The 26153-nt window shown below is 66.3% G+C and carries 21 protein-coding genes; 12 read left to right on the forward strand and 9 right to left on the reverse strand.

Going from position 1 to position 26153, the window contains the following annotated elements; translation table 11 throughout:
* Positions 1 to 14: 14 nt before the first annotated feature.
* The 6 genes from H3H37_RS01370 to flhD form a co-directional block, all read right to left on the reverse strand.
* Entirely contained in the window at positions 15 to 563 is a 549-nt protein-coding gene (locus H3H37_RS01370) for a chemotaxis protein (RefSeq protein WP_182159302.1), read from the reverse strand.
* A 45-nt stretch (positions 564 to 608) separates the two neighbouring features.
* Entirely contained in the window at positions 609 to 1535 is a 927-nt protein-coding gene (motB, locus tag H3H37_RS01375) for a flagellar motor protein MotB (protein WP_182159305.1), read from the reverse strand.
* Positions 1536 to 1587: 52 nt separating this feature from the next.
* Positions 1588 to 2448 (reverse strand): flagellar motor stator protein MotA, encoded by an 861-nt coding sequence (gene motA / locus H3H37_RS01380; protein ID WP_182159308.1) that lies wholly within the window; start codon positions 2446 to 2448, stop codon positions 1588 to 1590.
* A gap of 188 nt (positions 2449 to 2636) precedes the next feature.
* Positions 2637 to 3449, reverse strand: coding sequence for a class I SAM-dependent methyltransferase (locus tag H3H37_RS01385; RefSeq protein WP_375539972.1), 813 nt, complete (start codon positions 3447 to 3449; stop codon positions 2637 to 2639).
* Positions 3450 to 3489: 40 nt separating this feature from the next.
* Positions 3490 to 4035: a flagellar transcriptional regulator FlhC gene (flhC, locus tag H3H37_RS01390; protein ID WP_182159311.1), complete on the reverse strand. Its 546-nt coding sequence runs from the start codon at positions 4033 to 4035 to the stop codon at positions 3490 to 3492.
* A gap of 51 nt (positions 4036 to 4086) precedes the next feature.
* On the reverse strand, positions 4087 to 4404 hold the full coding sequence (flhD, locus tag H3H37_RS01395) for a flagellar transcriptional regulator FlhD (protein ID WP_182159314.1): 318 nt from the start codon (positions 4402 to 4404) through the stop codon (positions 4087 to 4089).
* 647 nt (positions 4405 to 5051) lie between these two features.
* Between flhD and kynU the strand changes: the two genes are divergently transcribed.
* From kynU to H3H37_RS01410, 3 genes are all read left to right on the forward strand, one after another.
* Positions 5052 to 6302: a kynureninase gene (kynU, locus tag H3H37_RS01400; protein ID WP_182159317.1), complete on the forward strand. Its 1251-nt coding sequence runs from the start codon at positions 5052 to 5054 to the stop codon at positions 6300 to 6302.
* A gap of 21 nt (positions 6303 to 6323) precedes the next feature.
* A complete protein-coding gene (gene kynA / locus H3H37_RS01405) occupies positions 6324 to 7217 on the forward strand; it encodes a tryptophan 2,3-dioxygenase (protein WP_182159320.1) in 894 nt (297 codons plus the stop codon).
* Positions 7218 to 7357: 140 nt separating this feature from the next.
* A complete protein-coding gene (locus H3H37_RS01410) occupies positions 7358 to 7969 on the forward strand; it encodes a CHRD domain-containing protein (RefSeq protein WP_182159323.1) in 612 nt (203 codons plus the stop codon).
* 98 nt (positions 7970 to 8067) lie between these two features.
* On the opposite strand, the gene htpG is transcribed toward H3H37_RS01410, so the two are convergent.
* Complete coding sequence (gene htpG, locus H3H37_RS01415) at positions 8068 to 9987, reverse strand: molecular chaperone HtpG (protein ID WP_182159326.1); 1920 nt, start codon at positions 9985 to 9987, stop codon at positions 8068 to 8070.
* A 272-nt stretch (positions 9988 to 10259) separates the two neighbouring features.
* Between htpG and H3H37_RS01420 the strand changes: the two genes are divergently transcribed.
* The 4 genes from H3H37_RS01420 (at position 10260) to H3H37_RS01435 (ending at position 15454) form a co-directional block, all read left to right on the forward strand.
* A complete protein-coding gene (locus H3H37_RS01420; RefSeq protein ID WP_182159329.1) occupies positions 10260 to 12209 on the forward strand; it encodes a hypothetical protein in 1950 nt (649 codons plus the stop codon).
* A gap of 8 nt (positions 12210 to 12217) precedes the next feature.
* The gene (locus H3H37_RS01425; protein ID WP_229218593.1) at positions 12218 to 13801 is read left to right on the forward strand and encodes a hypothetical protein; all 1584 of its coding nucleotides are present in this window, start codon (positions 12218 to 12220) and stop codon (positions 13799 to 13801) included.
* A 2-nt stretch (positions 13802 to 13803) separates the two neighbouring features.
* Complete coding sequence (locus tag H3H37_RS01430) at positions 13804 to 14814, forward strand: CFI-box extended C-terminal domain-containing protein (RefSeq protein WP_182159331.1); 1011 nt, start codon at positions 13804 to 13806, stop codon at positions 14812 to 14814.
* 193 nt (positions 14815 to 15007) lie between these two features.
* On the forward strand, positions 15008 to 15454 hold the full coding sequence (locus H3H37_RS01435; protein WP_229218594.1) for a phosphatase PAP2 family protein: 447 nt from the start codon (positions 15008 to 15010) through the stop codon (positions 15452 to 15454).
* Here H3H37_RS01435 and H3H37_RS01440 read toward each other — a convergent pair.
* Positions 15411 to 18749, reverse strand: coding sequence for a thioester reductase domain-containing protein (locus H3H37_RS01440; protein WP_182159335.1), 3339 nt, complete (start codon positions 18747 to 18749; stop codon positions 15411 to 15413). The two genes, H3H37_RS01435 and H3H37_RS01440, sit on opposite strands and share 44 nt — an antisense overlap.
* 173 nt (positions 18750 to 18922) lie before the next feature.
* Complete coding sequence (locus H3H37_RS01445; RefSeq protein ID WP_182159337.1) at positions 18923 to 20437, reverse strand: aminotransferase-like domain-containing protein; 1515 nt, start codon at positions 20435 to 20437, stop codon at positions 18923 to 18925.
* 113 nt (positions 20438 to 20550) lie between these two features.
* Between H3H37_RS01445 and H3H37_RS01450 the strand changes: the two genes are divergently transcribed.
* The 5 genes from H3H37_RS01450 to H3H37_RS01470 all read left to right on the forward strand — a co-directional run bounded on the left by H3H37_RS01450 (position 20551) and on the right by H3H37_RS01470 (position 26150).
* The gene (locus tag H3H37_RS01450; protein WP_182159339.1) at positions 20551 to 21519 is read left to right on the forward strand and encodes a threonine dehydratase; all 969 of its coding nucleotides are present in this window, start codon (positions 20551 to 20553) and stop codon (positions 21517 to 21519) included.
* A 72-nt stretch (positions 21520 to 21591) separates the two neighbouring features.
* On the forward strand, positions 21592 to 22521 hold the full coding sequence (locus H3H37_RS01455) for a DMT family transporter (RefSeq protein WP_229218595.1): 930 nt from the start codon (positions 21592 to 21594) through the stop codon (positions 22519 to 22521).
* A 173-nt stretch (positions 22522 to 22694) separates the two neighbouring features.
* Complete coding sequence (locus tag H3H37_RS01460; protein ID WP_182159341.1) at positions 22695 to 23156, forward strand: RidA family protein; 462 nt, start codon at positions 22695 to 22697, stop codon at positions 23154 to 23156.
* A 101-nt stretch (positions 23157 to 23257) separates the two neighbouring features.
* On the forward strand, positions 23258 to 24451 hold the full coding sequence (locus tag H3H37_RS01465) for an aminotransferase-like domain-containing protein (RefSeq protein ID WP_182159343.1): 1194 nt from the start codon (positions 23258 to 23260) through the stop codon (positions 24449 to 24451).
* Between the two features lie 319 nt (positions 24452 to 24770).
* Positions 24771 to 26150, forward strand: a complete 1380-nt coding sequence (locus H3H37_RS01470) for a diguanylate cyclase (RefSeq protein WP_220456300.1) — start codon at positions 24771 to 24773, stop codon at positions 26148 to 26150.
* Positions 26151 to 26153 lie beyond the last annotated feature (3 nt).

Consider the following 26153-nt stretch of genomic DNA (forward strand, 5'->3'; position numbering starts at 1 on the left):
CGCGCCGGACCGGGCTAGAACAGCTCGATGTCGCCGCTCTCCAGGTGTTTTTGACTGACCGCCTTGCGCAGCACGCTGCGCAGTTCCAGACTCTGTATCGCCAGCGCCATGCTGACCTTGCCCAACAAGGCGACGATCTCCTCGTTGTCGCTCTCGGGCAGCATCTCGGCGCCATGCGCGCCCAGCGTGCCGAGGAATTCGCGCAAGCCGGTCACGCGCTTGAGCGTGCGGTCGATCAGCTGGCTCGTCATGTCCTGGAACTGCATGCTGGTGATGGCCGCGTTCACGTGGTTGCCCACCTGCGCGTGCAACTCCTCCAGCCTGGCTTTCTGCTCGGCCGTGGGGGTGCCGCCGGCCAGCAGCAGCTTGATGGTGTCCTGCTCGGCCTCCACGGCCTGGTGGATGGCCATGAAGTTGAAGGTCAGCTTCTCGATCGCTTCCTCCAGCAGCAGGCCGGTCTGGATCAGGTCGGTCTCCACTTCCGTCAGGTGGCGCCGGCCATGGTCGGACACGCCCGACAACAGGCGCTTCACATGGGAGCCCAATATTTTTTTTCTGGTCATAACAGTCTCATTCTCCTGCTCATCCTTCCGCGCGCCGCGCCGGCTTCATTTGCCGGCCGCGGCGGCCGCCGCCCTGGTTGCAGGTTCGGCGGTGCCGACATCGATTTTGGCGCTGTCGCGCATCACATTTTCTTCCGTCTTCTTGTTCATCACAATGATGCTGATCCGGCGGTTGATGGGGTTGAACGGGTCTTGCTTGTCCAGGTAGGCGGCCGAGGCCAGGCCCACCACGCGCAGGATCTTGTTCTCGTTCATGCCGCCGGCCACCAGCGCCCGGCGCGAGGCGTTGGCGCGGTCGGCCGACAATTCCCAGTTGCTGTAGCCGGCCGTGCTCATGTAGGGGGTGGCGTCCGTGTGACCGGACAGGCCGATCTTGTTGGGCACGTCGTTCAGCACGAAGCCGATCTCGTACAGGATGTCGCGCGCGTACGGCTCCAGCTCGGCCTTGGCCAGCGCGAACATGGGGCGGTTCTTCTCGTCGACGATCTGGATCCGCAAGCCTTCGCTGGTGAGGTCGAGCAGCAGCTGGTTCTTGTATTTGTTGAGCAGCGGATCGGACGAGATCTTGGCCTCGATCTTTTCCTTGAGCGCCTGCAGGCGCACGGTTTCCTCGTGTTCGAGCGCCTGCTTGGCGGCCGACAGGTTGTAGGTTTTCTTGATGGCGGGATCGTCGGTGGCCTTGACCTGGCCTTCCTTGCGCGTCAAGTCCTTGCCGCCGCCGGGGATGACGGACGAGCTGTCGCCGCTGCCGGCGCCGCCCTGCATGGCCACCTTGAGCGGGGTCTTGAAGTATTCGGAGATGCCGTTCAGGTCGCCCTTGGTGGTCGAGCCGAGCAGCCACATCAGCAGGAAGAAGGCCATCATGGCCGTCACGAAGTCGGCGTACGCGATCTTCCACGCGCCGCCGTGGTGACCGCCGCCGCTCTTCTTGATGCGCTTGACGATAATTGGCCGCAAGCCCTCTTCAGCCATGTCCAGTCCTTGTGATGTGCTTCATACCTGAGATCATACCGTGCGACCGGACTTACTTGGACTTCGATTTCTTGATATGGTCCTCTAACTCGGCGAAGGTCGGACGCTCCGTCGAGTACAGCACCTTGCGGCCGAATTCCACGGCCAGCGCGGGCGCATAACCGTTCAGGCTGGCCAGCAGGGTGACCTTCACGCACTGGAACATCTTGGTCGATTCCTCCAGCTTCTGTTCCAGCAGGCTGGCCAGCGGACCGACGAAACCGTAGGCGAGCAGAATACCGAGGAAGGTGCCGACCAGCGCGTGCGCGATCAGGATACCGAGCTCGGCCGGCGGGATGCCCACCGATTCCATCGTGTGCACCACGCCCATCACGGCCGCCACGATACCGAACGCCGGCATGCCGTCGCCCAGCTTGGCCAGCGCGTGCGCCGGCACCATGCCCTCATGGTGGTGGGTCTCGATCTCGTTGTCCATCAGGTTCTCGATCTGGAACGCATCCATATTGCCCGACACCATCAGGCGCAGGTAGTCGGACATGAACTCGATGATGTGGTGGTCATGCAGCACGCCAGGATACTTGTTGAACAAGGGGCTCTCATGCGGCGAATCAATATCGCCTTCGATCGACATCAAGCCTTCCTTGCGGACCTTGGACAGGATGTCGAACAGCAGCGACATCAGTTCCATGTAGAGGTCCTTGGTGTAGCGCGAACCCTTGAGCAGGGTCGGCAGCGCGGCCAGCGTGGCCTTGATGGCCTTGCCGTTGTTACCGACCAGGAAGGCGCCCAGCGCCCCGCCGCCAATCATCACCAGTTCCAGCGGCTGCAGCAGCGCGGCCAGGTGACCGCCATTGAGCGCAAAACCGCCGAACACGCCAGCGCAGACTACGATATATCCGATTATGACTAACAAGTGCGCTGACTCCCCTCATTATGCTGCGCCGCCACACCCGGCTCCGTCACTATGGTGAACATGGACGCCGGATGCGCGAAGAGGGACAGAATGTAAGTTCATCCGCCCTCTGAATTCATCAAATTTATACGTGGAACTACAATAACGTGAGAAAGGCGACCCGGCAAGTAAATAACGCCAAATGATGCTTAAAAGTACCATGCGTACAGGGGTGGACCGCCCTCGACGGGAGCGAGGGTGCGGTCGGGCGCGCGGGCGACGATGGCGAACTCATAACTGAGTAAAACGGTGCCAGGCCGCATTTCCGCTGACGCCTTGCGCCACAAGCCATCCATGGCGGCCGGCGACAGGTAGGCGAACACGAGATCGAATTGAGCGAAATCAAGTAATTCATAATCACCGCGCAGGAAGCGGGCCGCACTGCCCGCCAGCCTGGCCCGCACGGCGCTCACAGCCCAGGGCAGCGGCGCCAGTTCGATGCCGACGCAATCGGCATCGGGACGGCGGCGCGCCAGGTACAGCACCAGTCCGCCGAGGCCGCTGCCGATGTCGATCATGCGCACCGCCCCGGCCGGCAGCAATTGCTCGACCGCCTGCCACACGGCCAGGCGCGACGGGTAGTACGGCACCTGGGTGCGGAACGTCGACCAGTACAACACCAGCAGGAACAGGAAGCCGCCCAGGAACAGCGATGGCGGCAGGCGCAGCGCGCTGGCGCCCAGCAAGGCGACGGGAAACAGGAACTGGATGGGACGCCACCACGGCGCCAGTTCCAGCTTGTAGGTGACGAGGGCCGCCAGCGCGCCCTGCAGCAAGGCCACCGTCAGCAGCGTGACGGGCAGGCGCAAGGTGGCGAGCAGGTAAACGAGGAACAGCGTAGGCAGCACCGCCCCGCACTGGATCAGCAAGGCTTGCACGGCGGGCGCGCGCAGCAGGCGGCGCTGCCCGGTCGGCGCGGCGGCGGAGCCGCGGCGGGAGGCTGGACGATCGGGCCGGCTCACGCCCTGCCCCGCCCGGTTGCGGGCACAGTCTGGCGCGGGGTCACGCGGCCAGGGTGTCGGAATCGCGGGATTTCTTGGTCTTGCCGGCGCGCGAAGGCATGTGACACAGGCCGCAGACGTAGCTGCCGTTCAAGTCCATGCTGTCGACGATGAACTGGCCCTTGCACTTGCCGCAGGGCGCCAGTTCCAGCATTTTGCTGCCGAAGAAGCGCACCAGGGTCCAGGCGCGGGTCAGCGACAGCAGCGGTTCCTGGCCCGGTTCCGGCGGCATCTGCTCCAGGTACAGCTTGTAGGCCTTCATGATGGCTTCGATGCCGGTGGCGCCAGCATGGTCGACCAGAAACTTGTAGATATTAATGAACAGCGAAGAATGGATGTTCGGCTGCCAGGTGAGGAACCAGTCCGTCGAGAACGGCAGCATGCCCTTGGGCGGCGACACCCCTTTCAATTCCTTGTACAGCTTGAGCAGGCGCTCGCGCGACAGCGACACTTCCGATTCGAGCAACTGCAGGCGCGCGCCAAGCTGGATCAGTTCGATCGCAAGCTGGATCTCCTGGGCTTCCGATACGACACTTTTCGTGGCCATGATGTGCTCTCCTCGCTGTTGCCGGTTATTGCTGGTATGAAAGACAGAATCTTAAACGATTTCTTCCACCGGCTGGCCGGCCATCAGGATGGCAGCGTGCGACTGGGCCAGGGCGCGGTCCTTGTTGTGGCTGGTGAGCATGGACAGGATGGCGCTGTCGTCGAAGCGGAAGCGGGCCAGCATCATGTTGCCGCCAGCGAGCTTGAGGATCTGGGCGTTGCTCATGCCCTCGATCAGGTCGGCGATCTCGGCGGCGATACCCAGGCGGAAGATGGCCGTCACCTTGTCCGCACGAATCATTTGCTGGGCCAGCATCAGGTAGCTCAGGTTAGCGTCGCGAATTTCGGCCATCATATCGTTAGCAGTCATTTCCTTCTCCTCGATCCGTTATCTTCAGCGCGGAACACAATTGCGTTTCCAGTGAGATACATTCTGCGGGAGCAACAAAAAACCGAGTAGAGGCAACCCTCTGTATTTTTCGTCGGGAAATAGCGGGTGCGACCTGTCGGTGTTTTTCTTACAAACACTCGCAGATCGGTGTCCTACGCCCTTGCGGCGCGGGTTTCAAGCGGTCGGGAAGCTTCAACAACATCCTGTCCTAAGCATCAAAATAGTTCGTTACGACGACGCTTTTTTGCCACATCTAACCCGGTTACGGCAGCCTTTTCAGGAACTTTAGGGTCTGGACGAAAAAAATTTGAAAATTTTTCGATTTTTTACATCTGCCCTGCCGACTCCGGCCGAAGCACCTTTTCAGCCGCTTCTTGAAACTGGTAACGGCAGCGTTTTCGGGAACTTTAGGGTTTTTTTGAATTTTTTTGAAAATTTTTGAAAAAAGTTTCGCGACCGGCCGCAAAGCCAGCATCCATGCGGGTTTGCGGGCCATCCGGCGATCCGGCGAACGGCCCGCGCGGGCCGTTTTTTTGGCTAAAACACATAAAAAATTGCTACACTCGCGGCTCAGGCCCCAAATGTTGAGGCCTCAAGTATTTCCTCTACCCGAAGAAAGCTACTGAATGACAACTCGCATAGACTGTCAGGAACGCGACGCGCGTGATCCGCTCGCCGCCCTGCGCGACCAGTTCGATTTGCCGCAAGGCGTGATTTATCTGGATGGCAACTCCCTGGGCGCCCGTCCGAAGGCGGCCCTGGCCCGCGCCCAGCACGTGATCGCCCAGGAATGGGGGCACGACCTGATCCGCAGCTGGAACACGGCCGGCTGGTTCGACCTGCCGCGCCGCTTGGGCGACCGGCTGGCCCCGCTGATCGGCGCCGCCGCCGGCGAGGTGGTGATCACCGACACCACCTCAGTCAACCTGTTCAAGGCGCTGGCCGCCGCCCTGCAGATGCAGGCCGACGATCCGCAACGGGCGGCGCGCCGCGTGATCGTCACCGAGCGCAGCAACTTCCCTACTGATATTTATATGGCCGAAGGCTTGTCGGCGTGGCTGGCGCGCGGCTACACGGTGCGGCTGGTGGACGCGGTGGACGAACTGCCCCAGGCCATCGACGATGAGACGGCCGTGGTCCTGCTCACCCACGTCAACTACCGCACCGGCTACCAGCACGACATGGCCGCCACCAGCACACTGGCCCATGCGCGCGGCGCCCTGATCGTGTGGGACCTGGCCCACTCGGCCGGCGCCGTGCCCGTCGACCTGCACGCGGGCGGCGCCGACCTGGCCGTCGGCTGCACCTATAAATACCTGAACGGCGGCCCCGGCGCGCCGGCCTTCATCTGGGTGCCCGCGCGGCACCAGGCCCGCTTCCGGCAACCGCTGTCGGGCTGGTGGGGCCACGCGGCGCCGTTCGCGATGACGCCCCACTTCACCGCCACGGACGGCATCGGCCGCGCGCTGTGCGGCACCCAGCCCGTGGTGTCGCTGGCCATGGTCGAATGCGGCCTGGACGTGTTCGCGCAGACGACGATGGACGCCATCCGCGCCAAATCGCTGGCCCTGACCGACCTGTTCATCGCCCTGGTGGAACAGCGCTGCGCCGCCCACCCGCTGGCTCTGGTGACGCCGCGCGCCCACGCGCTGCGCGGCAGCCAGGTCAGCTTCAGCCATCCGCATGGCTATGCCGTGATGGCGGCCCTGATCGCGCGTGGCGTGATCGGCGACTACCGCGAACCGGCCATCATGCGCTTCGGCTTCACGCCGCTGTACACCAGCTTTGCCGACGTGTGGGACGCGGTCGAGATCCTGCGCGACATCCTGGACCGGCAAGCCTACGACGTGCACGCCAAGCGCGACGCCGTGACCTGACAACACCGACAAGAGCACACCATGACTGAGCAGAACAAACAAGGCGCGGCCGGCGGCTGCCCGCACGCGGCCGGTGCCGCCCCCGCCGCCGAGGGCGCCCAGTGGCACGGCGCCCAGATGGACTTCAGCAAATCGATGAGCTACGGCGACTACCTGGGGCTGGACCAGATCCTCAACGCCCAGCACCCGCTGTCGCCCAACCATAACGAGATGCTGTTCATCGTCCAGCACCAGACCAGCGAACTGTGGATGAAGCTGATGCTGCACGAGATGCACGCCGTGCGCGCCCACCTGCGGGCCGGCGACCTGGCGCCCGCCTTCAAGATGCTGGCCCGCGTGGCCCGCATCATGGACCAGCTGGTGCACGCATGGGACGTGCTGGCCACCATGACGCCGCCCGAGTACACCGCCATCCGCCCCTACCTGGGCGCCTCGTCCGGCTTCCAGTCCTACCAGTACCGCGAGATCGAATTCATCCTGGGGAACAAGAACGCCGCCCTGCTCAACGTGCACAACACCACGCCGGAAGTGTTCGCCCTGCTCGACACGGCGCTGCGCACGCCATCCGTGTACGACGAGGCGATCCAGCTGCTGGCCCGCAATGGCCTGACCATCGCGCCCGAGCGCCTGAACGCGGACTGCACCCAGCCCACGGTGGCCGACGCCTCCGTCAAGGCGGCCTGGCTGGAGGTGTACCGCGACCCGGACCACCATTGGGCCCTGTACGAGCTGGCCGAAAAGCTGGTCGACCTGGAGACGGCCTTCCGCTTCTGGCGCTTCCGCCACGTGACGACGGTCGAGCGCATCATCGGCTTCAAGACCGGCACCGGCGGCACGGCCGGCGTGAGCTACCTGCGCAAGATGCTGGACGTGGTGCTGTTCCCCGAACTGTTCGCGCTGCGCACCGAACTGTAGCGGTACGGCGACCTGCTCTCGCCCGCGACGGCAGCGCAAATTCCTTATCCCAGCAAGAGGAACTCCTCCTTTTACGGTCCGGTCTAACGGTGGCGGGCGACGGTCCGTCCGCCGTTTCAAGAACCAGCAAAGGAGATAAGATGAACAAGCAAATCCGACACGGTGCGGCAGCGCTCGCGCTACTGCTCTCGACCATGACAGCGGCCCATGCGGCCAGCTATGCCTTCCTGCTCGACGGGGCCCACGAAGACCCGGCCAACGCCTCCAAGGGCATAGGCGCGGCGGTGATCGACTTCAACGACATGATGCACCAGTTGCAGGTGACGGTGGCCTATGGCGGGCTCGATGGGGTGACCACGGCCGCCCACGTCCACTGCTGCACCACCACGGCCGGCACTGGCAGCGCCATCGAGGCGACGGAGCTGCCCAGCCTGACGGGCTTCCCGATGGGCGGCCACGGCGGCGCCTACAGCCACCTGTTCGATACCTCGCAGGCCAGCAGCTGGAACCCGGCCTTCATCACGGCCCACGGCGGCACCACCTCAGGCGCGGAAAAAGCGCTGGTGGCCGGGCTGGCGAGCGGCGAAGCCTACCTCAACATCCACACGGACAAATATCCGAACGGTGAAATCCGCGGCTTCACGACACCGGTCTCCCCCGTGCCGGAACCGGGCGGCTTCGCCATGCTGGCCGCCGGCCTGCCCATGCTGCTGCTGGGGCGGCGCCGCCGCAACAACAGCAGCGGCAACTGAGCGCGACGGTCCGTCCATGAAAAAGGCGCCATGCCCACTCACGTGAACATGGCGCCCGGACTGCTACCGGCCCAGCGGCCGGTTGCCGACACGACGGCTTACTTGGCCGCGCCGTTGAGCAGCATTTCGTTCAAACGCTTGACGAAGGTGGCCGGATCGCTGAGCGAGCCGCCTTCGGCCAGCATGGCCTGGTCGAACAGGATGTGGGCCCAGTCGTTGAACTGGCTGCCCGCATCCTGGTATTTCAGGCGCGTCACCAGCGGGTGGTTGGGGTTGATTTCCAGGATGGGCTTGGAATCCGGCGCGTTCTGGCCGGCCGCCTTCAGCATGCGCAGCAGGTTGCCCGACAGTTCGTGCTCGTCCGCCACCAGGCAGGCCGGCGAATCGGTCAGGCGGAACGTCACGCGCACATCCTTGGCCTTCTCGCCCAGCGCTTCCTTCATCTTGGCCACCAGGTCCTTGTAGGAGGTCTCGGTTTCCTCGTGTTCCTTCTTCTCGGCCTCGTCCTCCAGCTTGCCCAGGTCCAGGCCGCCCTTGGCCACCGACACCAACTCCTTGCCTTCGTAGTCCTGCAGGAACGACAGCATCCACTCGTCCACGCGGTCCGTCAGCAGCAGCACTTCCACGCCCTTCTTGCGGAAGATCTCCAGGTGCGGGCTGTTCTTGGCGGCCTTGTAGTTATCGGCCGTGACGTAGTAGATCTTGTCCTGGCCTTCCTTCAGGCGCGCCACGTACTGCTCGAACGAGACGTTCTGCTCGTCGCTGTCGTTGTGGGTGGAGGCGAAGCGCAGCAGCTTGGCCAGGCGCTCCTTGTTGGTGGCGTCCTCGCCGATGCCCTCTTTCAGCACCTGGCCGAACTCCTTCCAGAAGGTGGCGTACTTGTCCTTCTTGTCCTGCTCGTCGGCGTTGGCCAGTTCCTCCAGCATGCCGATCACGCGCTTGGTGGAGCCGTCGCGGATCACCTTCACGTCGCGCGACTCCTGCAGGATTTCGCGCGACACGTTCAGCGGCAGGTCGGCCGAGTCGATCACCCCTTTCACGAAACGCAGGTAGGTCGGCATCAGCTGCTCGGCGTCGTCCATGATGAACACGCGCTTGACGTACAGCTTGATGCCGCTGCGCTTGTTGCGGTCCCACAGGTCGAACGGGGCCTTGGCCGGGATGTACAGCAGCTGCGTGTATTCGCTGCGGCCTTCCACGCGGTTGTGGGTATGGGTCAGCGGCGCCTGGAAGTCGTGCGAGACGTGCTTGTAGAATTCCTCGTACTGCTCGTCGGTGATGTCGGACTTGTTGCGGGCCCACAGCGCGCTGGCCTGGTTGATGGTTTCCAGCTCGTCCTTGAGCACGGTCTCCTTTTTCTCCTCGTCCCACTCTTCCTTGCGCATCACGATGGGCAGCGAGATGTGGTCCGAGTACTTGCGGATGATGGACTTGAGCTTCCAGCTCGACAGCAGCTCATCCTCGCCTTCGCGCAGGTGCAGGATGATGTCGGTGCCGCGCGAGGCCTTCTCGATCTGCTCCACGCTGTAATCGCCCTCGCCGCCCGATTCCCAGCGCACCGCCTCGTTGGCGGCCGCGCCGGCGCGGCGGGTCTCGACCGTGATCTTGTCGGCCACGATGAAGCCGGAGTAGAAGCCCACGCCGAACTGGCCGATCAGGGCCGCGTCCTGCTGCTGGTCGCCCGACAGCTTGCCGAAGAATTCCTTGGTGCCCGACTTGGCGATGGTGCCCAGGTGCGAGATGGCTTCCTCGCGGTTCATGCCGATGCCGTTGTCGGAAATGGTGATGGTGCGCGCTTCCTTGTCGAAGCTAACCTTGATTTTCAGTTCGTGATCGTTGCCGTACAAAGCGTCGTTGTTGATCGCCTCGAAGCGCAGCTTGTCGGCCGCGTCCGACGCGTTCGACACCAGCTCGCGCAGGAAGATTTCCTTGTTCGAGTACAGCGAGTGGATCATCAGTTGCAGCAGCTGCTTCACTTCAGCTTGAAAGCCCAGGGTTTGCTTTTCGTTGTCAGCCATTTTTACCTCTAGTTAGTCTCGGTTGATACAGATTTTGTTGCACGGATTTTCCGGAGGTGGGGATTATATGAGCGAATTCAAGCCCATAGGAAAAATTGCCTGCCCAAACGTAAAACTTGCATCTTAGCGTGTGACAATTGGCGTATTTCCCCGTTGTTTTACTGCCTATATTGAACACAGCCGCGCTCGCTCCCAGCCACGCGGCGCGGCACAAAAACCAGCAGTCCTGATCCACGCCGGGTCCAGGGTGCATCCAAAAACGGGGGGACGTCATGATCGGCATGGCCACCAAACTGGCGGCGCTGCAGCTGCTAAGACAACGCCTGCTCGCCGCGGCGGACCCGCAACTGGCGGCGCTGGGCAACCTGCTCTCCACCCAGGCGCGCTACGCCAGCTTCGGCGCGCTGGGTACGGCCATCGGCGACTTCGCGCCGGTGCGCCTGCCCGCCAGCGGCACGCTGGGCGCGGCCGGCGCCAATCCCTACATCGCCTTGTGGAAGCTGGTATTCAACGTGTTCGGCGGCGACGGCACGGCCGCCAACCCCGGCCTCAAGCCGGTGCTGGACCGCATCCGCGACCTGCTCGACCGGCTCGACGCGGTGGCCGCCGCCGAAGACCTGGACGCGCTGCAGGCGATGAGCGGCGAAGTGGACACGCTGAACCAGATCGCCACCGACCTCAGCGCCATCCTGGTCGCCATCAAGGGCGACGGCACGCTGACCAACCTGGGCATCGTGCCGCAGGTGGCGGACCTGATCGGCACGCGCATGATGCCGGCCTCCGTGCGCCCGCGCGCGGGCGGCGGCGCCGGCTTCCCGCCGCGCTTCTGGACGCTGCGCGAATTCCTGTCGCAGCGGCGCACCGGCCGTTTCGCCAAGCGGCTGTGGGACACGGCCCAATCCAGCGGACGCGATGAATTCAAGGCCTATGCGCTCGGCTGGCTGTCCAGCTGGTCGCTCAGCGCGGGCGGCGCCAGCGCCGTGGCCAGCATCGTCGGCGCGCCGTACCGCAACCAGTGGTGGCGCTCGCGCTTCGTGGGCAACTACATCGACCTGTGGTCCTATGGCTATGCCAAGGTGGGGCCGCGGCCCAAGCCCTACACGGACTGGCCCAACCTGTGCGCGCAAAAGCTGCACGAGCAGATCGCCGTGCCGGGCGCCGCGTTCGACCCCGACCACATGATGCAGGACCTGCGGCTCGGGAACGCGCTGGGCACCGGCTTGCCGGCCGATTTCGTCAGCTACTGGCTGGACGCCTACGAGCACGTGTACGGCGACCTGGGCATGGACCGCCCGCAGATGGACGCCGACCGCCTGCAGGACGCCTACGCGATGGCGTGGCTGGTGCTGTGGTTCCAGACCAGCCCCCAGACCCTGGGCTGCAACGCCGTGGCCCCGGTGGCGCCCACCGACTGCGGCGGCGCCCCGCCATGGACCAATCCCGTGGTGCCGGGCGACGCCGGCGGCAGCACGGGCGGCCCGCCGCCGCCGGAGATCGACAAGAAGATCAAGCCGGCCAACGTGGTGTGCGCCATCCTGCTGGCCATCCTCGGCATCGTGGCGCTGTGCTTCGGCGGCTGGGTGGCCGGCGGCGCGGCGATCGCCGGCGCCATCGCGCTGGCCGCCAGCGCCGGCACCATCGACTGGGACAAGTTCCGCTGCAGCCTGGTGTGGTACCGGATCTATATGTACAACGGCCTGCGCGCGCTGCACGACGTGATGAGCCTGGGCGGCCTGGTCCATCCCTACACGCCCGAACTCAGCACCGACGACACGGTGGTGCAGCTGCTGTCGGCCATCCCCACCCATATCCGCACCGGCGACAACATCGTGCTGACCCGCCCCTCGCGCGAAGGCTACCCGGTGGTGCCCTGGAACGGCATGGGCTTTTCCTGGTTCGACGACGCCAGCGGCGCGCTGGAACAGCCGGGCACGCAGCCGGCGCTGGCGGCGGCCTACCCGTCCGGCTTCCTCGACGATCCCGCCAATCCGCTGGGCAGCCGCTCGCCGTTCGACGCCAGCCCGTGGCCGTTCGCGCCCGGCATGGGCAACCAGCCGGCCGGTTTCATCAACACGGTGGACGCCATGCTGGCCTGGCTGGGCGCGCCCACGTCCGAGCTGCCCGACCACGACCTGGACGGCGACCGGGGACTGGGCTTCCAGAACTGGCATTTCGTGACGGATGACTGGACCAATCCGGTCGACATCGAACCTAGCACGTGAGGCCCATCATGCCCGACTTGAAACCGGCAATGCGCGGCGACCAGCGGCCGCACGAGAAGCGCGACGAACAGCAATGGCTCGACGAATGGCGGCGCACCCAGGAAGCGCTCGACAAGCAAGAGCAGGCGCGCCGGCGCGCGTGGCTGGCCTGGCTCAAGGAACAGGGCGGCCGCGCCCAGTACACGGCGTGGATGGTCCTGCCGTGCAACCTGGGCGACTACGGCCTGCGGCCGCTGGCCTCCGGCACGCCGTACTGGGCCTCGCCATTCATCTGGGTCGAGAGTCCCGATCCGTCCGGCCGCCCCCAGGCCGGTGCGGAGAACCACCTGGTGGCGCGCGTGTTCAATCTGGGCGCGGGCACGGCGGCGCCGGCCAAGATCGATTTCTACTGGGCCGATCCGTCCGTGGGCCTGGGCGCGGCCGACGCCCATTTCATCGGCACGGAATGGGCCGAGATCGGGCCGATGACCTCGCGCGTGGTGCGCTGCGCCACGCCGTGGATACCGAGCTACCTCAATAACGGCCACGAATGCGCCTTCCTCAACTGTGACAACCACGTGCTCGATCCGCTGCTGCTGCCGTTCCAGCCATGGGCCGACCGCCACGTGGGCCAGCGCAACCTGGCCGTGCTGCCGGCCGTGGCGCAGCCGTTCCACTTCTGGGCCCCGGGCGGCAACCGCGCCGAACTGCACGTGACGGCGCTGCGCGGCGTGCTGCGCGAAGTACCGAAGGAACCCGGCAACGCCGTGCGCCTGCTGGGCGAAGCGGCCGCCCACCTGCTGGCCGGGCTGCGGCCGCAGGCGGTGACGGCGCGCCGCGCGCCGGGCGGACCGCGCCAGCCGCCCGTCGCCGGCCAGCAGGTTCCGGCCAAGACCGTGATCGCGGGCGTGCGCCAGACCGGCGCCACGCGCGTGCTGGCGCGCCCGGACGACAAGCTGCATCCGATGCCGCTGGACGGCCGCGCGCCGCTGGGCGAGCACCTGTTCAAGGTGGACGGCCAGGCCGGCACGGCCCAGCAGATCGAACTGCAACTGCAGGAACTGACGCTGCCGCTCAACACCTTCGTGGTGCTCAATATCTGCCACACCACCGCCCAAGCCGTCACCGGCGGCTACCTGCTGGTCCTGGCCCATCCGGCCTGGTTCCGCGCCACCCCGCATCAACCTATGGAGGACGAGTCCATGAAAATTCCCAGCCAAGATCCGCAAGACGCCGCGCTGCAGGCCATGGTGATCGCACAGTTTCCCCAGGCCCGCCTGACGCTGCAGATCGCCCGCGCCATGCAGAAGCACCTGCCTATTACCTCCATCGAGGAAATCGAACGCGCGGTGCAGTACGTGCACGTGGACGATATGTATCTGAACCCCGGCATGGTGGAACGCTTCGGCTTCAAGTCGCTGCTGCCGATCCGCGACAGCGCCGACCTGGTGGCCAAGATCGCCGGCATGCTGCGCATCGCCGCGCAACAAGGCCACGGCGGGCCGTCGTCGCTGCTGGCCGGCGCCCTGCCCGGCAGCCGCGGCGCCGCCATCCCCGCCGCCCATTTCGCCGGACCATCGCTGTTCGGCTACACCGTCGCCAAAGGAGAATAGCCATGGTCTGGGCAGTGACACTCGTGGTGCACGACTGCGCCACCAACGCAGGCTTACAGGGCGCGCTGATCAGCGACGGCTACGGCGGCGGCGGCTACACCGACAGCTATGGCCAGTTCATCGCGCTGATCGACGATTACTACAGCGGCTACATTGCGCAGATTTCCAAGTCCGGCTACTCGTCGCGCAACTTCACCTTCGACCGGTCACAGATAGGCACGCCGCAATCGACCTGTCTGAGCGTGTATGTCCCGCCGCCGCCAAGTTCGGGCGGAGGAGGCATCAGCTGCTTCATCGTGACGGCCGCCAGCGGTTCGGCCCAGTCGAAGGAAGTGACGGGCATGCGCGCGCTGCGCGACCAGGTGGCGGCCCGCGCCCCGCTGGCCGGGCGCCTGATCGACGCCATCTACGACCAGTATTGGCGCTTCAGTCCCGCCCTGGCGGACCAGATCGCGGAAAGCGAGGCCGCGCGCATGGGCGTGATGGCGCTGGTGGTGCGGCCACTGTTCGCGTGGTTCCAGCTCGCCGGCCAGCTGGCGCTGGCGCCGGACGACACGGCGGCCGTGCGCCAGGCCGAGAAGGAATTGCGTTCGGCCTGCCCGCGCTACCTGAGTCCGGCCAAGGTGGCTTCCTACCTGGCGCTGCTGCTGCGCGGTGAGCCATTACCGGCCGGCGCGCCTGGCCTGGTGACGCAACTGGAGCCGCAACTGCGCTCGGCGCTGGCGCTGCCGCTGGTGCAGTGGGCCATCTTCGAGCCACTGCAACGGACCTGGCACGGCGCGGCCGAACGGCTCGACATGCGCAGCCAGGTCGCGGCCTGGCTGGGCGCGGCGCCACTGGACTGTGTGATGTCGCCCACGCCACAGCAGCTTGAGGAGGAACTGGCGTCGCTGGCGTCGCTGGTGCGGTTCGACCCGGGCGCGCGCAACCGGATCGGGGCCACGTTGCTCGCGGCCTGGCCGGGCACCGATGCCGCGCTGGCTCAGGCCGGCCTGCTCGATGCAGGCGCCTGAGGCGCGGCTGTTCTTGGGCACCCGGCTGGCCTGGAGTATGGGGCTGGCCGGGTTTTGGGCGCTGGGCTATTTCATGGCCGGAGTATGGCTGCATCCAGCGCCCGTTTTTAATCCATCGTCCGCATTGGACGCAGCCATTCCGTTCGCCGGACTGGCACTGTGGCCCTATCTGTCTGGCATTATCTGGATGGGCATGCCGGCTGTACTGCTACAGTCGCCCGCGCTGTTCCGGCACACCGCTTACAGTTATAGCCTTCTGATCGCCTTTTCCATCCTGTGTTTTGTGCTGGTGCCAGCCGAGGCGCCGCAACTGCGCACGCAGGCCAACAGCGCCGGCCTGGACCCGGTCACCGCCTGGGCCTTGCTCCAGCTGCATGCGATCGACCCGCCGCGCAACCTGCTGCCATCGCTGCACGTGTCGCTGGCGGCGCTGGCCAGCATCGCGCTGGTGCGCAGCAACGCGCGCTGGCGCGTGCCGGCCATCGTGGTGCTGGCCACCATCGTGGCATCGGTGTGCCTGGCCAAGCAGCATACGGTGGCCGATGCCGCCGCCGGCCTGCTGGCGGCATGGCTGTGCGATCGTCTGGTGCGCCGCCTCAGTCGCGCGCCGCGCCCCCGTCCACTTCCGCCGCCACCGTGAGCGGCGCGATCATGCCCTGTTCCAGCAGGTAGCGCACCAGATAGCTGGCCGTCAGCTCCAGCGAGGGATCGGCACGGCCATCTTCCAGGGCGTCGCGGGCCTGGCGATAGGCGTTGCTGCTGTAGCGCTTGAGCTGCATGGCGGCGATCTTGTCGGCCGACCGGTTGAAGAAGTCGAGCAGCGGATAGACGGGATCGCTGGCCGAACAGCGCAGGTTGAGCTGGTCGATGAAATGGGGAATGTCGTAGTACCGGAACTGGTAGCCGAAATCGCGCTCGATCACGCGCGTCAGGGCCGTCATGCTGTAGTAGTGATCGGCCGTCACATGCAAGGGCGTGACCGGCGCCTGCGGCTGGCGCGCGATCGCCACGATATTGTGGGCGATCACGTCCGCCGCCACGATGCTGAGCTGGTTGGGCGTATCGACGGCGATCCCGTGCCGGATCATGAAGGCCAGCATACGCAGCGCCACGTCGTTGTCGTCGCCCGCGCCCTGGGTCGACACGGAGATCAGCGAAGGCCGGTAGATGCGCACGTCCATGCCGGCGGCGCGCGCGGCCAGCGCCTGTTGCTCGGCCACCCATTTGCTCTGCGCGTAGCCGAAGTCCAGCGCTTCCATGCCCGCGTTGCAGTCCGATTCCAGCAACACGCCCTTGGCGCTCCAGCCGAAGATGAAGGTGCTCGACACCAGATGCAGACAGCGTGCGCCGCTGTCGCGGGCCAGCCGCAAGGCCGTGCGCGTGCCCTCCACGTTGGTGGCGCGCATGGCTTCATACGTCATCACATAATTGACGCAGGCGCCATTGTGGAACACTTCGCCCACGCTGTGGGCCAGCGCCAGCCACTGCGCCGGGTCCAATCCCCACGACGGCAACGCCAGGTCGCCGCACACGGCGCGCGCGCGCGCACGCAACTGCGCGTGCAGCGCGGGCGTGAGCAGGCGCGCGTGCCGCAGCGCTGCTTCCACCCGCGCCATGGCCACGGCGGGATCGGATGCACGCACCAGCAGCACCAGCTCGTCGTCGCCCTGGCGCAGCAGTTCATCGAGCAGGAACGGGCCGAAGAAGCCTGTTACCCCCGTCAACAGGATGGCGCGACCGGCCCGGCCAGCGGGCGGTGCGAGGCTGTCCACTGCGGCCAGCGGGTGGCCACGGTCTTCCGCCGCTGGCAAAGGATGGCTACGGTCTTCCGTGGCGGGCAGCGGGCGGTCACGGTCTTCCAGCATACGGACGGCGATGGCGTCATCCAGCGCAGCGCGCAGTTGCGCCAGGGCGGCCATGGCTGCATCGGCCCCGCCATCTTGGCCGTGGTCGAGCGGCGCCAGCGCGGACAGCAGGCTGCGCTGCGACAGGCGTTGCAGCAACTGCGCATCGAGCGCTTCCGCCAGCGCCCCGGAGCCAAAGCCTCGCAACACGTCTTCCAGTTCCAGCTGGATTTCCGTCAGCGCCAGCGAATCGATGCCCAGGTCGGCCAGCGCCACGCTGTCGCTGGCGATCCCCTGGCGGGCAAAGGCACGCTGGACCGCACTGCGCCAGCTTGTCTGTTCCGATGCCTGATCGCTTTCCTGCGGCAGTTCTGGCGCGTCGTTGCGCCAGCTGGCCAGCGCTTCAGCCTTGCCAGCCTCGAACAGGGCCCGCGTCTCGGCGCGCGCGATCTTGCCCGAGGTGGTCATGGCGACCGTGCCGGGCGCCACCACGTGCAGTTGGTCGGGCAGCAGGCCACACGTGGCGCGGATGGCCAGCGCCAGCATGGCGGGATCGGGCAAGGTGTCGGCGCGCAGCGGTTCGGCCAGCACGGTCACGCTGCCATCGTCGCATTGGAATGCGCAGATGCCGCGTGGCCGCACGGCCGCGCCGCTGGCCGCCACCGCCTGCTCCAGGTCATCGGGGAAGAAGTTGGCGCCGCCGATGATCAGCATGTCCTTGCTGCGGCCGCACACGTAGAGTTGGCCCTGATGGAGGAAGCCCAGGTCGCCCGTGCGCAGCGGCCAGCGGTCTTCGATGCCGCCGCCCTCGTCCACCGGCCCGCCCAGCAGCGCGCGGGTGGCCGCCGCATTGTTCCAGTAGCCAGCGGTGACACAGGGGCCGCCGACCCGGATCTCGCCCACTTCCAGTTCCGCCACCGCACGGCCACTTTCCGCCGCGCAGATCCTCACCTCCACGCCGGCCACCGGCGTACCGCAGCTCGCATATTCGACGGCGCGCCCGCCGGCGGCGGCATCGGCCAGCGCGAGCGTGGTGGCGATGTCCGCACCAGCGCGTGCGTCGCGCACAACGGCGACGCTGCCGCAGCCGCCATGCGTGACGTTGAGCGTGTTCTCGGCCAGTCCGTAGGCCACCGTGCACGCGGTGCGCGCCAGGCCAAAACGGGCGAAACGGCGATGGAAGCGTCGAATCGTATCGGGCCGGGCCGGCTCGCCGGCATTCATCAACACCCGCAGGCAGGACAGGTCCACGCCGTCCAGTTCAGCGTCCGACACCTTGCCCTCGCGCAGGCAGTATTCAAACCCGAAATTGGGCGATGAACTGTAGGTCGCGCCCACTTCCGCGATCATGCGCAGCCACAGCGAGGGACGGCGCAGGAAGTCGACCGGCGCGAAGCCATAGTTGCTGCCGCCGGAAATGATGGGGAACAGGTAGTAGCCGATCAACCCCATGTCGTGATGCTGCGGCAGCCATGAGACTCCCGTGGGCACATGATCGAGCGTCGCGCGCGCATTGGCGATCACGTTCTCGTGGCTGACCATGACCCCGCGCGGCAAACCCGTGGAGCCGGACGTATATTGCAGGAACAGCAGCCGTTCATGGCGGCGTGGCGGCAGGCTGCCCACGACCTGTCCGGCATCCTGGCTGGCCGCGCCGTCGTCCAGCGCCAGCAACGGCCACGGTGGCGTCGTGCCGGCTGCCGCAAACAACTGCGCCAGCCGCGCCGCGTGCAAGTCATCCGTCAGCAGGGCCGCCGCGCCGCAGTTCTCGCCAATGGCGTGCAGGCGGCGCATCGCCGTATCGCCGGCCGTGCGCGGCAAAGCCACCGGCACACCTATCATGCCGGCACGCGCACAAGCGAGCAACGCCGCCACACCTTCCAGTCCGGCCGGATACGCGAGCAGCACGCGCGCGCCCGGCGCGAGGCTTGGCGTGGCCATCAGGCGCGCGGCCAGTGCCAGTGTATGTGCGTGAAATGAGCGATAGGTGTGGCGCGCGCTGGTTTGGCCCAGCCGGTCGCGGAATTCGAACAGGACTTTGTCAGGCTGCAGGCCAGTCCAGTGTTCGAGCAGATCGAAAATCGAATCCATAGGCGCAAGCTCCGGCAGTGCACGGCGGATGCGGCAGCACGTGCAATGTGAAAGTGACCAGTGATGCGTGTGCGGCGAAATCTATCCCGTGATGCTGATCCTGTGAGGCTTATCCTTCGTTGCGCATCCTGTGATGCGCGCGCCAAGTATGTAGCGTCGGCTGCTGGCCTATTCTAGCGTGCCGCGCGCCCGCGCGGCAGCTCCCGTTCAAGAAAACGCCACACGGCCGCATCCTGCATGGCCGCCACATTGAGCCGCATGCGGGTGGACGGCAGTTGCTGCGGCGAGAACAAGCTGCCCGGCGCCAGCAGCAGTCCTTCCGCCGACGCCCGTTCCGTCAGCGCGTTGGTGTCGCAGCCGGCGTCGGCCCAGACGAACATGCCGGCCGTCGGCGCCACGTCGATCGTCATGTCCAGGCGCTCCAGCTGCCGTATGGTCTTGGCGCGCACGCCATCGAGCCGCGCGCGCACCCGATCGGCGTGCTTGCGGTAGGCGCCCTCGGACAGCACCTTGTACACCACCCGCTCGCCGATATCGCTGGTGGTCAGGGTGGTCAGCATCTTGCGGTCGGCCAGGCGCTCGGCCCGTTCCTGGGAAGTGACGATGTAACCGACCCGCAGGTTGGCCGCCATGGTCTTGGAAAAGCCGCCCAGGTAGATCACGCGCCGCAACTGGTCCAGCGCCGCCATGCGCGTGGCCGGCTGCACCGCGCTGCCCGGATGCAGGTCGCAATAGATGTCATCCTCCACGATGATGAAATCGTATTCCTCGGCCAGCCGCAGCACCTGGAACGCCTTGGCCGCCGACAGCGAAGTGGAACTGGGATTGTGCAGCACCGAGTTGATGACATACAGCTTGGGCCGGTGGATGGCGGCCAGTTGGGTAAGCTGGGCGATGTCCGGTCCGTCGGCCAGGCGCGGCACGCCCACCACCTTGGCCCCCAGCGCAGCGAACGAGCCAAACATCAGGAACCAGGCCGGGTCGTCGACGAAGACCGTGTCGCCCGGCCGCAGGAATTCGCGCGCCACCAGGTCCAGCGCCTGGGTCACGCCGGCCGTGGTGACGATCTGCTCGGGCGTCGCGCCGATCTCCAGTTCCGCCAGCTTGCGCTGCAACTGCTGGCGGAGCAGCAGCGAGCCATGCGGCACGCCGTAATTGAGCAAGGTGCCCGGATGCTGGCGGCTGACGGCGCGCAGCGCGTTGGCCACCATGGGGCCGTCCAGCCATTCGGCCGGCAGCACGCCCGTGCCGGGCATCTGCTGGTGCGGCACCTGGCGGAACATGTTCCGCACCAGCCAGACCACGTCGATCGGTTTGGTATCAAAGCGCTCCTGCGGCAGGCGGGCCACCTGCCCCGCTCCCGGCGCGGCGGCGCCCGGACCGAGCGCGGGCCGTTCGCGCACATAAAAACCGGCGCCACGGCGCGATTCCAGGTAGCCGCGCGCCACCAGCTTGTCGTAGCTGGCCACCACCGTGAAGGCCGATACGCCATGCGCGGCGGCGAACTGGCGGATCGATGGCATGCGCGCACCGCCGCGCAGCAGCCGGTCGTCGATGCGCGCGGCCACGGAACGGACGATCTGGTCGATCAGCGATTCGCCTGATTCGCGCGACAGCAGCGCCACCAGCGCCACCGGCCGCGCCTTGCCGGGCTGTGTGGATGCTTGCGGGGACAGTGTATTGGTCATTTTGCCATCACAGTATCTAAAATTATGTGGAAAAGTGTATTGGGACTGTACTGGTGTTGTCGCTTAGGATACACCCATCACCTCCACCACGCCACCCACCGAGGAAAGCCGCCATGCACCTGCCCACCAGTTCCGATCTTGATGCCGCCGGCGCCACCGTCTACGCCGCGATGCCGCCCACGCCGCAATACAGCTGGCCCCTGCTGAACGAGGCGCTGGGCGTGGAAACGTGGATCAAGCACGAAAATCATACCCCGACGGGCGCCTTCAAGGTACGCGGTGGGCTGGTCTACGTGGACGCACTTGCACGCCGTTTGCCCGGCGTCAAAGGCATCGTGCTGGCCACGCGTGGCAACCACGGCTTGTCGCTGGCGTACGCGGCCCGCCGTCATGGCCTGCAGGCGACCATCGTCGTCCCGCACGGGAACAGCACGGAGAAGAATGCCGGCATGCGCGCGCTGGGCGCCCGACTGATCGAACACGGCAACGAATTCCAGGCCAGCCGCGAGCACGCGCTGATGCTGGCCGAACGCGACGGCCTGCACATGGTCCCGTCCTACCACCCGGACCTGGTGGCCGGCGTGGCCACGGCCTGGATGGAGCTGCTGCGCGCCCATCCCGGACTGGAACTGCTGCTGGCGCCGATCGGCCAGGGTTCCAGCATCTGCGCGGCCATCGCGGCGCGCAACGCGCTGGGGCTGAAGATGCCCATCATCGGCGTCGTGTCGCAGCATGCGCTGGCCTACCAGTTGTCGTTCCGGGCCCGGCGCAGCGTTGAATCGCCCGTCACCACGGTGCTGGCCGATGGCCTGGCCTGCCGCGTGCCCGATCCGGATTCGCTGGCCATGATCCTGGAACACGTGGAGGACGTGGTGGCCGTCAGCGACGAACAGGTGGCCGCCGCCATGCGCCTGTACCACCGCGCCACCCACAACACGGCCGAAGGGGCCGGCGCCGCCGCGCTGGCCGCCGCCCTCGCGCTACAGCAAGATCCGGCCTGGCGCGGGCGCAGCATCGGCCTGCCCCTGACCGGCGGCAATGTGGACACCGCCATGCTGGCCGGCGTGCTGCACGGCGCCTGAACGGCGCCCGCACACACCAGATCACTGTACCGGCACAGGCCATCACACAACAGGAACAGGAAGGAACACACCATGCCCACACCAGCCGCCGTTCCCCGGCCCCTGGCCACCACCACCCGCCTGAGCGACGATGCCGCCGGCATGCTGCTCGGCCTGATCGGGGTGGCCATGTTCAGTCTTACCCTGCCGTTCACCCGGATGGCCGTGGCCGACCTCGACCCGGCCTTCGTGGCGCTGGGCCGGGCCGTGGCGGCCGCTTGCTGCGCGGCCCTGTGGCTGGGCTGGAAGCGCGCGCCATGGCCGCCGCGCTCCGCCCTGCTGCCGCTGGCATGCGTGGCGGGCGGCTGCATCATCGGTTTTCCCTGGCTGTCGTCGATCGCCATGCGCACCGTGCCGGCCAGCCACGGCGCGGTGCTGGTCGGCATGCTGCCGCTGGCCACGGCCGTGTGGGCCGCGCTGCGCGGCGGCGAACGGCCCTCGGCCGGCTTCTGGTGCATGGCCATGCTGGGCACGGCGCTGGTGGCCGGCTTCGCCCTGCACGGCAGCGGCGGCAGCCTGCGCCCCGCCGACCTGGCCCTGCTGGGCGCGGTGCTGCTGGGTTCGATCGGTTACGCGGAAGGCGGCAAGCTGGCCCAGCGCCTGGGCGGGCCGCAGACCATCTGCTGGGCGCTGCTGCTGGCCGCGCCGCTGCTGACGCCCGCCGTGGCCTGGCTGGTCTGGCATGACGCGGCCCGCATCGCCACCGCCGGCGCGCGCGCCTGGACCGGCTTCGCCTACGTGTCGCTGATCTCGATGTTCATCGCTTTCTTCTTCTGGTACCGCGGCATGGCGCTGGGCGGCGTGGCCCGGGTTGGCCAGGTGCAGCTGGTGCAGCCGTTCCTGACCATGCTGGGCGCGGCCCTGTTTCTGGGCGAGGCGCTGGAATGGCAAACCCTGTTATTTGCACTGGCGGTGATCGTTGTGGTGGGCGCGGGCCGCAAAATGCAGGTGAAGCGGCGTTAAAACCGTAGAGAATTCTGATTTTGCCTGCTTTGTGGGCAGCGCCCCCGGCACGACGTACAATATCGGTCTGCCGCGCACGACGCGCTCACCCGTTACCACCAACCGCACACCCACGGCCAGACACACAGATAAATAAACCCGTCGCTCGTTCGACTTCACCTATTGGAACCCTCATGTCCGTCTACGAAAAACTCAAAGCCCTCGACATCACCCTGACCGCGCCCGCCGCGCCGGTGGCCGCCTACGTCATGTACGTCCAGAGCGGCAACCTGGTATTCCTGTCCGGCCATATCGCGCGCAAGGCGGACGGCTCGCCATGGGTGGGCCAGCTGGGCAAGAACATCAGCACGGAAGAAGGCAAGGCCGCCGCGCGCGGCGTGGCCGTGGCCCTGCTGGGCACCCTGCAGGAAGCCGTGGGCGGCGACCTGACGCGCGTGCGCCGCATCGTCAAGCTCACCAGCCTGGTGAACTCCACGCCCGACTTCACGGAACACCACCTGGTCACCAACGGCGCCTCCGAGCTGCTCGGTGAAGTGTTCGGCGACGCCGGCAAGCATGCCCGCGCCGCCTTCGGCGTGGCCCAGATTCCGCTCGGCTGCTGCGTCGAGATCGACCTGGTGGTGGAAGTCGCGTAATTCCCGGGCGGCGCCCTACCCGGCGCCGCCCTTTCGCAGGCCGCCACAAGCGCGCCTGACTACAGTCCGGGCCAGCCCGGCATCTACTCAGTGAGACCAGCATGAAAATTGAAAACCCGAATCCGATGCCATGGCGCTTCTCCGAGCGCGCAGCGCAGATGCAAAGCTCCTTCATCCGCGAGATCCTGAAGATCACCCAGCGTCCCGAGATCATCTCGTTCGCCGGTGGCCTGCCCTCGCCCGCCACCTTCCCCGTGGCCGAGATGAAGGAAGCGTTCGACCAGGTGCTGACCGACTCGGGCAATGTGGCGCTGCAATACGGCCCCACCGATGGCTACCTGCCCCTGCGCCAGTGGATCGCCGATTCGCTGTCCTCGAACGGCGCGAAGATCGTGCCGGAACAGGTCCTGATGACGTCCGGCTCACAGCAGGCGCTGGACCTGCTGGGCAAGGTGCTGATCGACGAAGGCAGCCGCGTGCTGGTTGAAACCCCGTCCTACCTGGGCGCGCTGCAGGCGTTCTCGGTGTACCGCCCCGAGTTCGTGTCGGTGGAAACGGACGACCACGGCCTGGTGCCGTCCTCGCTGGACAAGGTGGCCCAAGGCGCCCGCCTGCTGTACGCGCTGCCCAACTTCCAGAACCCGACGGGCCGCACGCTGTCCGTGGAACGCCGCCAGCAACTGGTGGAAACCTGCGCCCGCCTCGGCCTGCCGCTGATCGAGGACGATCCCTACGGCGCCCTGAGCTACAAGGGCGAGCCGCTGCCGAAGATGGTGGCCATGAATCCGGACGGCGTGATCTACATGGGTTCCTTCTCCAAGGTGCTGACGCCCGGCATCCGCCTCGGCTACGTGGTGGCCCCGCTGCCGCTGGTGCGCCGCCTGGAGCTGGCCAAGCAGGCGGCCGACCTGCACACCTCGCAGCTGACCCAAATGGTGGTGCACCGCGTGATCAAGGACGGCTTCCTGGAGCGCCACATCCCGCAAATCCGCCACCTGTACGGCGACCAGTGCCAGGTGATGCTGGACGCGATGGCCGAGCACTTCCCCGCCAGCGTCAAGTGGACCAAGCCCGAAGGCGGCATGTTCATCTGGGTCACGCTGCCCAAGCACGTCAACGCCATGGCGCTGCTCGATGAGGCGATCGCCAACCACGTGGCCTTCGTGCCGGGTGCGCCGTTCTACGCCAACGAGCCGGAAACCAACACCTTCCGCCTGTCGTTCGTGACGGTGCCACCGGAGCGCATCCGCGCCGGCATCGCCACCCTGGGCAAGCTGATCGCCGCGAAGGTCTGAGGCTAGCTCGAATAACCCCAGCCACACGTCATTCCCGCGCAGGCGGGAATCCATACGTCAGCGCCAAAACTGACGACGCATGGATCCCCACTTCCGTGGGGATGACGGCTTCAAGGCGCTGCGACTTTATCACCAAAAGTAACAAAGATTCCCGACGGAAATGGGAAGCGTGATAAAAATGCAGGCGAAATGCCGCATTGACGGCTATTCCGCATAAATTCTGAGGTTTCCTTCGAATAAGCCTGCATTTTTTTTCACAATTACACATTGCAAAGCGGTATTATTTGGACGGATAGTCACCTTATCGTCAGGCCAGCCTTTGTACGCAAGCGCACACCCTTCCGCCCTCCCCCCCGTCGCCACCGCATCGCGGCGCGACGCCGCCATCCTGATCGTGGACGATGCGCCGGACAACCTGGGCACGCTGCGCAAGATGATGGTGCAGCAGGGCTACCAGACCTTCGTCGCCACCTCCGGCGAACGGGCGTTGCAGATCGCGCGCCGCGTGCATCCGGACCTGATCCTGCTGGACGTCGTCATGCCCGGCATGGACGGTTTCGAGACCTGCCGCCAGCTCAAGAGCCATGCCGCCACCCAGCGCATCCCGGTCATCTTCATGAGCGCGCGCACGGAGACGGAGGACGTGGTGGCCGGCTTCGACATCGGCGCCGTGGACTACATCGGCAAGCCGCTGCGCATGGCCGAGGTGTGCGCCCGCGTGCGCACCCAGCTGCAAATCCGCAGCAACAACGAGAACCAGGAAGAACAGGCCGAGCGCCTGCGCACCATCGTCAACAACATGGCCGAGGGCTTGCTGATCATCGAGGCGGACGGCCGCATCCAGTTCACCAACCCGGCCTGCGACAAATACCTGGGCTACCAGGAGAACGAGCTGGCCGGACGCTCCATCGCCGAGCTGCTCAACCCCATGGTGGCGCAGGAATACCTGGACTACTTCGAGCGCTACGCGGCCGCGCCGCAGACGGCCCACAACCACGGCACGCGCGAAGTGATCATCCGCCACCGCAACGGCAGTTCCGTGTGCATGGACCTCACGCTCACCCCTATGTATCTGCGCCAGCCGCTGTTCATCGGCCTGCTGCACGACATCACCCACCACAAGCAGTCGGAGGATGCGCTGCAGCGCGCGGCCATGGTCGATCCGCTGACCATGATCGCCAACCGCCGCCACTTCGACGCCTTCCTGGAAAAGGAATGGCAACGCGCCCTCCGCAGCGGCCTGCCGCTGTCGCTGGTGGTGCTGGACGTGGACCATTTCAAACTGTACAACGACACGCTGGGCCATCCGGCCGGCGACGCCTGCCTGCAGCAAGTGGCGCAGGCCATCGCCTCGCACGCGCTGCGTCCGACGGACCTGGCGGCCCGCTACGGCGGCGAGGAATTCGTGCTGCTGTTCGCGGAAACGGACGCCGATTCGGCCTACCTGCTGGCCGAGTCGATCCGCGCCCACGTGGAAGCGCTGCAGCTGCCCCACCCCCGCTCGCCCACCTCGCCGTGGATCACGGTCAGCATCGGCGTCTCCACCATCCTGCCCCAGCAGCTCGACAGCACGGAATCGCTGTTCGTGGCGGCCGACCGCGCCATGTACGTGGCCAAGGAAAGTGGCCGCAACCAGGTGCAGGCCACCCTGCCCGGCAACGCGGCCATGGACGCCATCAAGGCGCTCGCTTCGCGCTGAGCG

The organism is Rugamonas brunnea, assembly GCF_014042345.1.
Classification (GTDB): Bacteria; Pseudomonadota; Gammaproteobacteria; order Burkholderiales; family Burkholderiaceae_D; genus Rugamonas; species Rugamonas brunnea.